Below are 12091 nucleotides of genomic sequence, written 5' to 3'. Positions count from 1 at the left end.
AAACTGCCGGGCCCTATTCCCACCACCGATATTTTACCGGCGCAATGGCAACAGTTACCTTGTGATACTTGGTTTTCGTCAACAGCAGGTTGCTGCTCTGCCCTGTTAGAATTGCTGCTGGTTCGCATACATTTCCCACTCCTATCGTTTCATTAACAAAATCAGATAATGATAATTTATTTTGTTCAATACACCGGGCCAGCTGTTCATTGTTGAAAAATTCAATCGGCACATCCAGTTGCTCCGCCGCCGCCAAGAGCCCGATCTCATGCTCTTTGACAATCGTGCTGCCAATCACGGCAATACTCTTGACACTACGGCCGATCTCGCCGCAGGCCTGTTTGATCGCGGCCAGGACCTCCCCGCCGGTGGCGCCGCGGCGGCAGCCCACACCAACGGCCAGACTGGCCGGCCGCAGATAGAGATGAGGCTTCTCAACAGCAAGATTCCGGTCTGTGATAATTACCGCCGCATCGTACCCATCCTGGCAGGTAAGCTCATCAAGACAGGCCAGCTCAACCCCCTGTTTCGCCGCCAAATCAAAATAGCGCTCATACCCGGGTAAGGCATGATCAATAAAAAATACGACCCGGTCACCATTGACGATTGCCGAATTGATTGTCTTTAAGGCGGAAAAAGGCTCTATTTCCAGCTCCAGCTTAACTGCCAGCACATCTGCAGCCGGCAGGCTGGCAATATCGGTAGCGGTGGTAATAACCGCGGTGGCGCCGGCAGCGGCCGCTATCAGCCGGGTCAAATCATTGGCGCCGCCGATATGTCCGGCCAGCAGGCTAATGGCAAAGTTGCCGCCATCATCCATGACCACCACAGCCGGATCAATCCGTTTATCCTTGACATAGGGGGCAATAACCCTTACCACAATACCTGTTGCCATAATGAAGATAAACCCTTCATACCGCGGGAATATTTCCTGAACCAGCTCACTTAAGGATTGATAGGAGTGCGGTGAATTGATCGGATTGCGCCCAGCCTTAACATATAAATCAACATTGGCCCCCAGGCAGGGCGCTAAGCGCCCTGCCAGTTCAGCCCCTTTATTAGTCACGGAAATGACTGCCAGCTTCACAACCTACCGACCCTCCTCCTGTGCCTGCCTGAACATATGGCCAAACTCAGGAGCGTACAAGCGGGATAAGGCATAATCGGTATGTAAGACTTTCCCCACAACAATCATGGCCGTACGGTCAATCCCGCTCTCCCGGGCAACCTGGGCAATCGTGGCCAGTGTGCCGCGGAAGATTTGCTGATCAGGCCAGGAAGCCTTCTGGACAATAGCCACAGGGGTTTCCCAGGGATAACCGCCGTCAACAAGCTCTTTAACCACATTATCGAGCATATGGACGCTCAAAAAAATACACATCGTTGCTTCATGGCTGGCCAGCGCCGCCAGTTTTTCTTTCTCCGGCACCGGCGTCCGGCCTTCCAGGCGGGTAATAATTACTGTTTGCGACACGTCAGGCAGGGTATATTCCTGCTTTAAGGCCGCCGCGGTGGCCAGGAAGGAACTAACCCCCGGTATAACCTCAAAGGTAATATTCCGGGCCGCCAGTGCATCCATTTGTTCCTGGATGGCGCCATAAATACTGGGATCACCGGTATGAAGCCTGACTACCAGCTTCTGGTCCTTAACCCCCGCCGCCATCACGGCAATAACCTCTTCCAGGGTCATAGAAGCGCTGTTGTAAATCACAGCCCCGTTTTTGGCCAGCGACAGCAGCGCCGGGTTTACCAGCGAACCGGCATAGATAATAATATCCGCCTGGCCTAATAGACGCTGCCCTTTCACGGTTATGAGCTCAGGGTCGCCAGGTCCGGCTCCTACAAAAAATACATGCATTTTACTTGTGCTCCTTTCTTCTTCACTGTGTAATGTTGCGGCAGCTGCCCATTTTATCACAGGCAATTATATAAATCGGATTAAGTGCTTTAAACATATTGCTGGCGCCAGCCTGCTGGAGCCGGGTAACCTGAACGCAGCAGGCTTCCACCTGGTATTCAGGCCGTTGCCGCATGCTGCCAAGGGCGGCAGCTAAGGTCTCTACCGTAACTGCCGTGATAATCATTCTGCCTCCCGGCTTCAACAACCCGTCGGCGCAACTGAGAATTTCAGACAGCCTGCCGCCGCTGCCGCCAATTAAAATAACCTCAGCCGCCGGCAGTCCTGCCAGCGCCTCCGGGGCAGAGCCCAGTATGACCTCCACATTGGCAGCCTGAAATTTAGCGGCATTAGCCTTGATTAAGTCAACCCCTTCCGCTTCCCGCTCAATGGCAAATACCCGCCCCTGGCTGGCCAGCAAAGCAGCCTCGACCGACAACGAGCCGGTACCTGCGCCAATGTCAATCACCGTGTCCGCAGCACCGATGCCGGCTTTCGCCAGGGTTAAAATCCTGATCTCCTGCTTGGTCATCGGGATGCCGCCGCGGATAAACTCACTGTCGGGAATTCCCAGCTTATGGTTCATGCCTTCACCACCATTACGCTATGTTCGAACCCGGGGGTTGCCGCTGTGTCAGCCAAGGTCAGCGCCGCTACCGCTTCATTATCATAAGACAAATTGGCGCACAGCCAGACACAGGCCGTTTCCGGCCACCCCTGCGCCAGCAACACACGGGCAATATGGGCTGGGTTATGCTGATGATCGGTTAAAATACCTAATTTATACCCCGGCCGGTATCGGAGCAGCTCATCGGCCGCCTCGCGGCCATGCATGCTGATTAAGGCCGCATCCTGCCAGACTTCGGCCAGCCGGGCAAACGCCAGCTGCACAGAGCTGATGCCGGGAACAACCCGGATACGCGTAGGTTCGAACCGGCCCCTAAGGGCAGTCAGCATGCTGTAAAAGCCGGGATCGCCCGACACCAGCACAATTACATCCTCACAGGCAAGCTGCTGCCCGATGAAATCCAGCACGCCCTCAACATCCTTATCGATTATCCGCCTGGTCTGATGGGCTGAGCCGAATGTGTCAAGCGCCCGCTTGCTGCCCACCAAAACCTTCGCCCCGGCGATAATCCGGCTCGCGACAGGCAGCACATAATCAGGCGAGCCAGGGCCTATGCCCACAACGATTATCTGATGTTCCATCCTAAATGGCCTCCAATTTCCCTGGCAGTCTGGTCAAGCCCCAGTATTTCGCCCTTCAGGGTCACAATCACGGTTCCTACAGTCAAATCGCCGAACACATACCGCTCGGCCCGGGCACTGGCCCGCTCAGCCAGCACCTTGTACACAGCCGTCATATTATAGCGGGCTATAATCGGCATGACAGCCTCGGTCGTAGTGGAGGCCAAAACCTCCTCGACCGCGGCCTGCGGTGCGCCGCCGGCGGCCAGATAGGCGGCCAGTGTCTCCAGTCTGGCATCAGCCATCCGGTTGTGGGTATGAAATATGCCGGCCGACACTTTGACGATTTTCCCGAGATGACCGAATAAAAGTACCCGGCGCATACCATATTTAACGGCATTCTCCAGCATATGGCCGATAAAGTTGCTGGTCTGAACAACAGCGGCAGCCGGAATGCCATAACGGTTGATCGCAATATCCTGGCCAATTTTGCCCGGGGCAAACACGATCTCATCATAGCCCAGTGCCTGCACCACACTGATTTGCGGCACAAGCGAATTTTTAAACGCTTCTTCGGACATCGGTTCCACAATACCGGTAGTGCCGATAATGGATAAACCGCCAACAATCCCGAGGATTGGATTCAGCGTCCTGGCAGCCAGTTTTTCCCCGCCGGGCACAGAGATTGTCACGACCGCGCCCCTGCCCGGCGGCAGGCATTCCCCAACCGCCCGGATAATCATGGCCCGCGGCCCGGGATTTACCGCCGGTTCACCGACAGGTACCGCTAAACCCGGCTTGGTCACGGTCCCGACCCCTTCCCCGGCTTTAATCACTACGCCAGGCTCATCGTTTACCATCATTTCGGCCATAATTTTTACCCCGTTGGTAATATCGGGGTCATCACCGGCATCCTTTATCACCCAGGCCGTACCGCCGCCGGCAATTGCCGAGCTTCCGGCCACCGGCACTGCCAGCGCCACCCCCTGGGGTGAAATTACCTCAACTGCTGCCACAGACTGCCCTTTCCAGGCCAATACCGCCGCTTTGGCAGCGGCAGCCGCACAGGTCCCGGTGGTAATCCCCTTGCGCATCGGTTTATCAGACAACAAAAAACCCCCTTGAGCAGGGGGTAAATACCAAACAAGAAAATTTTTTGCCTGATTATTGTACCCACACCTGCCTATCTTCCGTAGGTCCCAGTACTTCATCAGATGAAGTACTAGCGGCATGTGCCGGAACAGGCAGGTCTCCTGACTCTGGTTCATCGCGACCTTGTAATCCACCAAACCCAAAGCTAGACTTGCCGGACTACTCGCCTTCCCGGTTTCCCAGTGGCACAAATTTAAGCAGCATCCCCAATACAGTGGCGGGACCGTGCCGGTATTGCACCGGACTTCCCTATTAAGCGTGAAGCACCCGTTCCCTACACTTATCAAATTATTATCCTAAATATAATTCCCTATTGTTATGTATTTTCCTGCTGGCTGGTCGAATAATTATGAATTTTAATAGTTAGCCTCTTAATTGCAAAAATTATGCAATTTTTTGCGAATTCAAACAGGATTTTTTCATCTCCATGCGGAATGTTACACTGGTCAGACCATCATACCAAACATCTAATTTTTTATTTGGGGGAGTGGAGAGTTTGAAAAAAGTGAGTGAGCATTGGCAACAAGCGTTTACAGCCTATGCCGACGGCCTCAGCCTGTTCTCAGAGTTTGAGGCCAGGGCCAAAAACGCCGCCGCTGAGGTTTTCCGGGTCAAAACAGCAGCCGAAGCTGCCGCAGTCATTACCAGCCTTGTTAAGTACACAAATGCCCGCAAAATTGTAGCTGTCAACAGCCCGCTGCAACAAGCAGCCGGCATCAATGCCGCCCTGGCCGAGCTTGGTGTTACTCTGTACACCGACCAGGCCGACATTGCCGAGCATGCGGAGAGCGCCGACATTGGCATTTCGGCGGTGGAATTTGCCATCGCTGAATCAGGCAGTGTCTGCCAGGATGCCATGGCCTTTGAAAGCCGCCTGGTTTCCATGCTTCCTCCTGTTCATGTTGCCTTTATGAACAGTGGTCATGTTGTGCCTGGTGTAACAGAAGCCATGGAGGTAATCTCCAAGGTATATGACCGTGGTTATATTAGTTTCATTACCGGTCCCAGCCGCACGGCCGACATTGAGCGGGTGCTGACAATCGGCGTGCATGGCCCCAGCCGGTTTATCATTATTGCCGTTGATGAAGAAGTTAACGGAGGTAATTGTTAATGAATACAAACAACCGGAATATAAAAAATGAAATAGAAGAGAAACTGAATGACGATATATTACGCGGCGCCTTAGGCCGCTTTGCCGAGGCCTACCCTGTCTCGCGGGCCAAAGCCTATGAGAATGTGGCCGATGTGGAAGCCCTCCGCGAGCAGGTCCGGCAGATGAAGATCGGGGCGGTTGCCGACATTGACAACCTGGCTGCTAAATTTGAAGCCGAAGCAACCAGGCGTGGCGCCAAAGTGTTCCGGGCCCACGATGGTGAAGCCCTGAAAAAATATCTTATCAATCTCTGCCGGGAAAAGAATGTAAAACGGATTGTGAAATCCAAATCCATGGCCTCCGAGGAGATTCACCTGAATCATGACCTGGAGGCAGCCGGGCTGCATGTAAAGGAAACCGACCTGGGCGAATGGATTATCTCCCTGGCCGGTCACAAGCCCTCCCATATGGTTATGCCGGCCATCCATTTAAACCGGGAGCAGATTGCCGATTATTTTTCCCGGGAACTGAAACAGGAAATTCCCACTGATATTCCCTTTATGGTCCAGGCGGCCCGGACAGCCCTCAGAAGTGAATTCCTCCAGGCCGACATGGGTATCTCCGGGGCAAACTTCGGCATCGCCGAAAATGGGGCTATCGGCCTGGTAACCAACGAAGGCAATGCCCGCCTGGTAACTACCCTGCCCCGTATTCATGTTGTTATCATCGGCTATGAAAAGCTGATCCCCACCATCAACGATGCCGCCCCGATCCTGCGCACCCTGCCGCGCAACGCCACCGGCCAGCTGATGACCAGCTATATGACCATGACCGCAGGAGTTACCCCGGTAATGGTTAAGCAGGACGGCAAATGGGTGGAACAGGAAAAGGAACTGCATATTATCCTGTTTGATAATGGCCGTTTAAAAGCAGCCCGTGATGACAAATTCAAAGAAATCTACCAATGTGTCCGCTGTGCCTCATGCCTGAACGTTTGTCCCGTCTATACGCTGGTAGGCGGCCATGTGTACGGTCATATTTATGCCGGCGGCATCGGCGCCATCCTGACGGCCTTCCTCAACAGCATGGGGGACTTTGAAAAAATCAATGAGTTATGTATCGGCTGCCGCAAATGTGTCGAGATATGCCCCGGCAAGATTGATATCCCCCATCTCATCGAGGAGCTCCGGGCTAAAGCCGTCCGGGAACATGGGCTGCCGTTCGGCGTTAAAGCGGTATTTGAAAACGTCCTGGCCAACCGCAAGGTTTTTCATACCTTGCTGCGCCTGGCCGCTATTGGGCAGAAACCCTTTCAAACCGGCCGCTTAATCCGCCATCTGCCTTTGTTTCTGGCCGGCATGGCCAAAGACCGCAGCCTGCCGGCGGTCGCTGATTCCCCCTTCCGTGACCGGGTTGCCAGAGTAACCAAAAAAATAAATAAACCGGCCAAACGGATTGCTTTTTTCAGCGGCTGCAACATTGATTTTATTTTCCCCGAAACCGGTGAAGCCGTATATAAGGTGCTCCAGGACCTGAACATGGAGATTGTTTTTCCGGAGGAACAAAGCTGCTGCGGCAAACCGGTCCTCGGTATGGGCGATAAGGACACAGCCAAGCGGATTGCCCGGAAAAATATCGAAGTCTTTGAGGCGGCCAAGGCCGACATCATCCTCTCGGCCTGCCCCACCTGCGCCGAAACCTGGCATCAAACCTATGGCGAATTATTTGCCGACGAGCCGGAATGGCAGGCGCGGGCTGAAAAAATCGGCCACAAAGTCTGTGAGTTTACCAGCTTTGTGGCCAGAGAATACCAAAAAGCCGGCCGCTTGACCAAAACAGCCGGTCCTAAAAAAGTGACCTACCACGACTCATGCCATATGAAGCGGGGTCTCGGCCTCTACACTGAACCGCGGCAGCTGCTGGCAGCCGCTCCGGGCTATGAACTGGTGGAAATGAAAGATTGCGACAAATGCTGCGGCATGGCCGGCGCGTTCGGGGTCAAATACAGCGAGCTGTCAATGCCTATCCTTAAGCAGAAAATTGCCAACATCAAGGCCAGTGACGCCGAGGTGATCGCCGTGGCCTGCCCGGCCTGCATGATGCAGATTCAGGGCGGCCTTGACAAACAGCTGCCGGCGGTAAAAATTAAACATGTTGCGGAAATCTTAGCCGAGGATATTAAAGAGTAAAAAGTTACTGCACAGGATAATAAAAAAGGGACCTTCCCGCCGGAAGGCCCTTTTTTGCTTGCCTGCAAGCAATGTATAAAGCCGCAGCTCCCTATTTTTTTACTAAAATCATTCTGTCGGCAACCTGGGCCACGATATTAACCCGGTCCCTGTCGGCTGCTGTCAGCTGCCTGTAATCGGCCTGCTGAACAACAAACCAGGCCGACCCCGGGGCGCCGGCAACAGCCGCCGCCAGTCCCAGGGTTTTGACTTCCGTGCCGTAAACATCAGTATAATAAGCAAAGCCGGGGCGGAGAAACTTCATTACGTAAACCGGCGCCTGGCGGTCATACCGGGCGGTAAACTCCTGCGCAATATATTTGGCCGTGAAAAACGGGGCAGCCGGCGGCAACAGCAGCCCAAAAATCACCACTAAGCAGAGGGCCATGCCTGTCACCTGCACCCCAAACGCTTTCCCGGGCTGCCGCTTCCGGATAAAAATTACCGAGCCCAATGCCATGCTCCCCAGCGTCGCCGCTGCCGTCAAAGCGGCATATGTCAGGCCGGGCAGCAGCCTCATGCCGGCAACCATACCGGTAGCAAACAGCGTGGACAATAGGGCAAGCAGAACCGGCCAGGCCGTTATTTTGGCCCGCAAATCCCAGACTTTGTCGATATACCAGCCGGCAATCAGCGCCAGCGGCGGATACAGCGGCAATATATAGGATACCAGCTTAGTCTGGCAGATGGAAAAAAAGAGAAAGATAAACGCCGCCCAGATATTCAGAAACACTAATGTCCGGCTGTCAGCCTGACTGCCGCGCCGCAAGGAGGCCCATACCGACTGAGCCAGGATGGCTGTCCACGGAAAAAAGCCGATGAGCAGCACGGGAATGAAATAATACCAGACGACTAATTCCGGGTGCTCCGGCGAAGTAAAGCGGGTGACATTGTGAAACCCCAGAAACGTATCAATAAAGGCAGAGCCGTGAACGCTATACATAAACCAATACCAGGGGAGCCCAATCACGGCAAATAACACCATTCCCGCCGGCAGCTTCATTTCTGCCAGCAGGCGAAAGCGGCCGGTAATCGCCAAATACAGAAAAATTACGGCCCCGGGGAACAAAAAACCCACCGGCCCCTTAGCGACAGTGGCCAAACCGGCGAAGATGTACATAAGATAATAGCGTTTGGTAATAAACCCCAGCAGGGCAAGGGTCAGGCAGAACGTAAGCGTCATATCCGTAACAGCCGCCTTACCCAGATACACGTATTCCAGGCTTGTTGCCAGAACAAGAGCGCCCGCCAGCCCGGCCCGTTTATTAAACAGTTCACAGCCGAACAAGTACAGGGCCAGCACCCCGGCGGCCCCTAAAAACGCCGACGGGAAGCGGGCGGCGAATTCACTCATGCCCAACACCTTGCCGGCCCCGGCTACCAGCCAGTAATACAGCGGCGGCTTATCATACCAGTATTCGCCATAAATCCGCGGCGACAAAAACTCATTAAACCGCGCCATCTCTTTCGGGGTTTGGGCATACACAGGCTCATCCGGATCAAGTAAAGGAATGCCGCCCAAATTAAAAAACATAATAAATAGTGCGATCGCTGACACAAGCCAGATATTGCGGTCCAACTGCCTGCCCATGGTCGTCCCCCGTTATATTTTAAAAATACCAAATCGTTCCGGTCGCTTCCTTAAGCCAGACCGGCAAATGACACCAGGGAAACACGGCAGCGCCGCAGACCGGCGGCAAGCCGCGGGCTGGTCACTGCGGCCAGTTCCTGCTGCCAGTGATAATCCCAGGAAAAAACAGGCTGCAATACCTCATTAGCCAGGCCGGGGTGAAGCATAATCTCACTGCTGCCGTCAGGCAAGCTGTCAATGATGTTCATGAGCAGCCGCTCCTCCATGCTGCCGCCGGCCAGCATGCCGAAAAAATGGTCAGGAACAGCCAGGCGCGCGCGTCTGGCTTTCCCCCGGGCCAGAGCGGCCAAGATACTGAGGCCGGACCGGCCGATAAGCCGGCCGGCCGAGGGCCGGAAGCCGCCGAAATAAAACAGGGGCTCAGCCGGAATCCGGATAGCCCGGATATGAAACTCCCTGGCAATATCGATAACAATATCAATAATACCTGGTACAACATGCAGATGCTGATGACTGTCAAGATGAGTGATTTCAATTCCCGCCGCCAGCACCTTTTTCACCTGGGCCACAAACTCCCGGCGCACATCCTCCGGGCGGACGGCGGCCGTGCAGAACTTCCGCAAAAATAGCGGATACTTGGCATAAAGCCGGCCTTCCCGGTCAATCAGGGTCGGTATTTGCTCCGGCTTAGCAGCCGGATACCCACCGACCAGGGTAAGATGGACGCCAACCCCCAGCGACCGGCAATCGGCTGCCAACGCTGCCGCATGGAAAAAGGCAGGCCCCCCGGCCATAATGGTGGCGCTTGTTATACAGCCCTGCGTATGGCCGGTAATAATACCAAGATTAATATTTTCATGTAAACCAAAGTCATCGGCGTTGATAATTAATTTTTTCATCGCACCCTCAAAGGTAATTATTACATCAAGCACCAACACAGGCGGGCAAAAAATCCCTGGTATGACTTGATAACCAATTTCTGATACTATTATTGGCCACAAGGCCAAATAAAAAAACAAGGAGGTACTCGCATTATGCAAAACAAGCAAAGCAAGCAGGCCGAAAGCAAACAGCAATACGGCACTCTGACAGCTAAACTGGATGCCAACAACGACTACGCCAGCAGCACGGCCGGCAACTCTGCCACTTCCGGAACTTCTGCTTCCGGTTCCGCAACTTCGGCCGATATGAACCAATTGGGCAAACTGGCTAAACAGTCCCAGTCGGGCAGTGCCACATCGGCTGCCGGCAATTCCAAAAGCCAGGCGGCTAATCAGACCTTAACTGCTAAATATGATGCCCACGGCGACTACAGCGCCGAATAACCAGATAAAGCAAGGGCGGCGCCGGACTATTCCCCTGAATGGTCCGGCGCCGGTTCGTTTACAGGCTCAGCCAAGTGAACTCCCTGGCTTTATCTGCTGACATTTTCAGTATGGGCGGCATAAGCGCTGTGGTTGTGAATGGATTCATAGTTCTCACATTCCACCTCAAACCACTGGACACTGTCAATCTGGCGCAAGGCAAGCACTAAATCGCGGAGCACATCCTCGACAAACTTGGGATTTTCATAGGCTTTTTCCGTAACATATTTTTCATCAGCCCGTTTTAACAACGGGTATACCTGGCAGCTGCCCTGCTGCTCCATCAGGCTGGCCAGGTCTTCAATCCAAATAAAGCGGCCGTGCTGGTGCTTAATCTTTACCCGCATAATGCCCCGCTGATTATGCGCCCCGTATTGTGATATTTCCTTGCTGCAGGGACATAACGAGGTAAAGGGCACCGTAATGCCAAACATAAAGTCCAGATGCTCCCCCCTGGCCAGACTGCCGGAAAACATACAGTCATAATCCAGCATACTCTTGAAACCGCTTACCGGCGCAGTTTTTTCGATAAAATATTTAAAATGAATATCAATATGCGCGCGCTGCGCATGTAAGCGATCAATCGTATCTGTCAGCATATATTCAATTTCTTTATAAGATACCGGTTTCTGACTCCAGTCGCTGAGAATTTCAATAAACCGGCTCATATGGGTACCCTTAAACTCCTGGGGCAGATCAACCGTAAGCTTGATTTTTGCCAGTACTGTCTGAAAGGAACCACCCTTGGTCTTGATTAAAAACGGTAAGTGAACGTCACTGACCCCGACCTTTTGAATAGCGATACCGCGCTCATCGCAGCTGTTTTGAACATCTTTAATGCTGTTGCGTCCCTGAGCTGTTTGCTTCATTTTTATTCACTCCTAGTACGATACAAAATAGGGTCAGCCAGACCAGCCTCGGCAAAACCTTTAAGGCGCAGGAGACAGCTGTCGCATTGGCCGCAGGCCTCATCCCCCCCCTGATAACAGCTTGTTGTCAGGTGAAGCGGCGCACTCAGCCTGTTCCCTAACAGCACAATATCACGTTTGGTCAAATGTATCAGTGGTGTCTCAATGCTGGTTTTCCGGCCATCCTCGGTGGCCGCTTTGGTGGAATAGTCAGCCAGTTGCTGAAACAAAGCGATGAACTCAGGCCGGCAGTCAGGGTAGCCTGAATAATCAAGCGCGTTGACACCGATGTATATCCGGTCAGCCCCGGTTACCTCGGCGTAGCCAAGAGCGTAGCTTAGGAAAATCAGATTTCTGGCAGGCACATAGGTGACAGGTACCCCGGCGGCGTTGATATTGCCCGCAGGCACAGCCAGGCTGGGGTCTGTCAGCGCACTGCCGCCAATCGCCTCCATATTGGTCTCGATCACTAAATGGCGGTCAACCTGATAATGCCGGGCCACACTGGCTGCGGCTGCCAGCTCCCGGCTATGCCGCTGGTGATAGTTAAAACTGATTGGCAACAGCTCATAGCCTTCACTGTTGGCGACAGCCATACATACAGTCGAATCCAAGCCGCCTGATAGTAGCACAACTGCCCTTTTGTTCATAAGCGCTCCCCTTATCCTGT

Annotated in this window: 12 protein-coding genes and 1 riboswitch; of the genes, 3 read left to right on the top strand and 9 right to left on the bottom strand. The window is 53.6% G+C overall.

What is annotated here, in order from left to right:
• Positions 1-13: 13 nt before the first annotated feature.
• From ACZ481_RS10685 to cbiD, 5 genes are read right to left on the bottom strand one after another with little or no spacing between them, the layout of a single operon-like run.
• Positions 14-1087, bottom strand: a complete 1074-nt coding sequence (locus ACZ481_RS10685; protein WP_464770128.1) for a cobalt-precorrin 5A hydrolase — start codon at positions 1085-1087, stop codon at positions 14-16.
• Between the two features lie 3 nt (positions 1088-1090).
• The gene (gene cobM, locus ACZ481_RS10680; RefSeq protein ID WP_464770127.1) at positions 1091-1858 is read right to left on the bottom strand and encodes a precorrin-4 C(11)-methyltransferase; all 768 of its coding nucleotides are present in this window, start codon (positions 1856-1858) and stop codon (positions 1091-1093) included.
• A gap of 22 nt (positions 1859-1880) precedes the next feature.
• The gene (cbiT, locus tag ACZ481_RS10675) at positions 1881-2483 is read right to left on the bottom strand and encodes a precorrin-6Y C5,15-methyltransferase (decarboxylating) subunit CbiT (RefSeq protein ID WP_464770126.1); all 603 of its coding nucleotides are present in this window, start codon (positions 2481-2483) and stop codon (positions 1881-1883) included.
• Positions 2480-3106 carry a precorrin-6y C5,15-methyltransferase (decarboxylating) subunit CbiE gene (gene cbiE, locus ACZ481_RS10670; protein WP_464770125.1) on the bottom strand — a complete coding sequence of 209 codons (627 nt, stop codon included), beginning with the start codon at positions 3104-3106 and terminating at the stop codon, positions 2480-2482. Before cbiE ends, cbiT begins: the two co-directional genes overlap by 4 nt.
• Positions 3091-4179, bottom strand: a complete 1089-nt coding sequence (gene cbiD, locus ACZ481_RS10665) for a cobalt-precorrin-5B (C(1))-methyltransferase CbiD (protein WP_464770611.1) — start codon at positions 4177-4179, stop codon at positions 3091-3093. The genes cbiE and cbiD overlap by 16 nt, the downstream gene beginning before the upstream one ends.
• Positions 4180-4311: 132 nt before the next feature.
• A riboswitch (cobalamin riboswitch) is annotated at positions 4312-4523 on the bottom strand.
• A 219-nt stretch (positions 4524-4742) separates the two neighbouring features.
• Here cbiD and ACZ481_RS10660 point away from each other — a divergent pair.
• Together ACZ481_RS10660 and ldhH are read left to right on the top strand one after the other, a co-directional pair.
• Complete coding sequence (locus tag ACZ481_RS10660; RefSeq protein WP_464770610.1) at positions 4743-5348, top strand: LutC/YkgG family protein; 606 nt, start codon at positions 4743-4745, stop codon at positions 5346-5348.
• Positions 5348-7519, top strand: coding sequence for an L-lactate dehydrogenase (quinone) large subunit LdhH (gene ldhH, locus ACZ481_RS10655; RefSeq protein ID WP_464770124.1), 2172 nt, complete (start codon positions 5348-5350; stop codon positions 7517-7519). Before ACZ481_RS10660 ends, ldhH begins: the two co-directional genes overlap by 1 nt.
• Before the next feature lie 91 nt (positions 7520-7610).
• Here the strand turns inward: ldhH and ACZ481_RS10650 are convergent, their stop codons facing one another.
• Together ACZ481_RS10650 and ACZ481_RS10645 are read right to left on the bottom strand one after the other, a co-directional pair.
• Positions 7611-9149 (bottom strand): ArnT family glycosyltransferase, encoded by a 1539-nt coding sequence (locus ACZ481_RS10650; RefSeq protein ID WP_464770123.1) that lies wholly within the window; start codon positions 9147-9149, stop codon positions 7611-7613.
• Between the two features lie 50 nt (positions 9150-9199).
• Positions 9200-10048, bottom strand: a complete 849-nt coding sequence (locus ACZ481_RS10645; RefSeq protein ID WP_464770122.1) for a ChbG/HpnK family deacetylase — start codon at positions 10046-10048, stop codon at positions 9200-9202.
• A gap of 135 nt (positions 10049-10183) precedes the next feature.
• Between ACZ481_RS10645 and ACZ481_RS10640 the strand changes: the two genes are divergently transcribed.
• Positions 10184-10474, top strand: coding sequence for a hypothetical protein (locus tag ACZ481_RS10640; RefSeq protein WP_464770121.1), 291 nt, complete (start codon positions 10184-10186; stop codon positions 10472-10474).
• A gap of 89 nt (positions 10475-10563) precedes the next feature.
• On the opposite strand, the gene folE2 is transcribed toward ACZ481_RS10640, so the two are convergent.
• On the bottom strand, positions 10564-11352 hold the full coding sequence (gene folE2, locus ACZ481_RS10635; RefSeq protein ID WP_464770609.1) for a GTP cyclohydrolase FolE2: 789 nt from the start codon (positions 11350-11352) through the stop codon (positions 10564-10566).
• 32 nt (positions 11353-11384) lie between these two features.
• Complete coding sequence (gene queC, locus ACZ481_RS10630) at positions 11385-12071, bottom strand: 7-cyano-7-deazaguanine synthase QueC (protein ID WP_464770120.1); 687 nt, start codon at positions 12069-12071, stop codon at positions 11385-11387.
• Between the last annotated feature and the right edge of the window lie 20 nt (positions 12072-12091).

It is taken from the genome of Sporomusa intestinalis, assembly GCF_055383785.1.
Note: the sequence above shows the minus strand (reverse complement) of the source record. Positions and strands in the feature narration are given on the sequence as shown.

Excerpts from the sequence above, each read along its gene's own strand:
- cobM (WP_464770127.1), bottom strand. The coding sequence starts at position 1,858 with ATGCATGTATTTTTTGTAGGAGCCGGACCTGGCGACCCTGAGCTCATA.
- cbiT (WP_464770126.1), bottom strand. The coding sequence starts at position 2,483 with ATGAACCATAAGCTGGGAATTCCCGACAGTGAGTTTATCCGCGGCGGC.
- cbiE (WP_464770125.1), bottom strand. The coding sequence starts at position 3,106 with ATGGAACATCAGATAATCGTTGTGGGCATAGGCCCTGGCTCGCCTGAT.
- cbiD (WP_464770611.1), bottom strand. The coding sequence starts at position 4,179 with ATGCGCAAGGGGATTACCACCGGGACCTGTGCGGCTGCCGCTGCCAAA.
- ldhH (WP_464770124.1), top strand. The coding sequence starts at position 5,348 with ATGAATACAAACAACCGGAATATAAAAAATGAAATAGAAGAGAAACTG.
- ACZ481_RS10650 (WP_464770123.1), bottom strand. The coding sequence starts at position 9,149 with ATGGGCAGGCAGTTGGACCGCAATATCTGGCTTGTGTCAGCGATCGCA.
- ACZ481_RS10645 (WP_464770122.1), bottom strand. The coding sequence starts at position 10,048 with ATGAAAAAATTAATTATCAACGCCGATGACTTTGGTTTACATGAAAAT.
- ACZ481_RS10640 (WP_464770121.1), top strand. The coding sequence starts at position 10,184 with ATGCAAAACAAGCAAAGCAAGCAGGCCGAAAGCAAACAGCAATACGGC.
- queC (WP_464770120.1), bottom strand. The coding sequence starts at position 12,071 with ATGAACAAAAGGGCAGTTGTGCTACTATCAGGCGGCTTGGATTCGACT.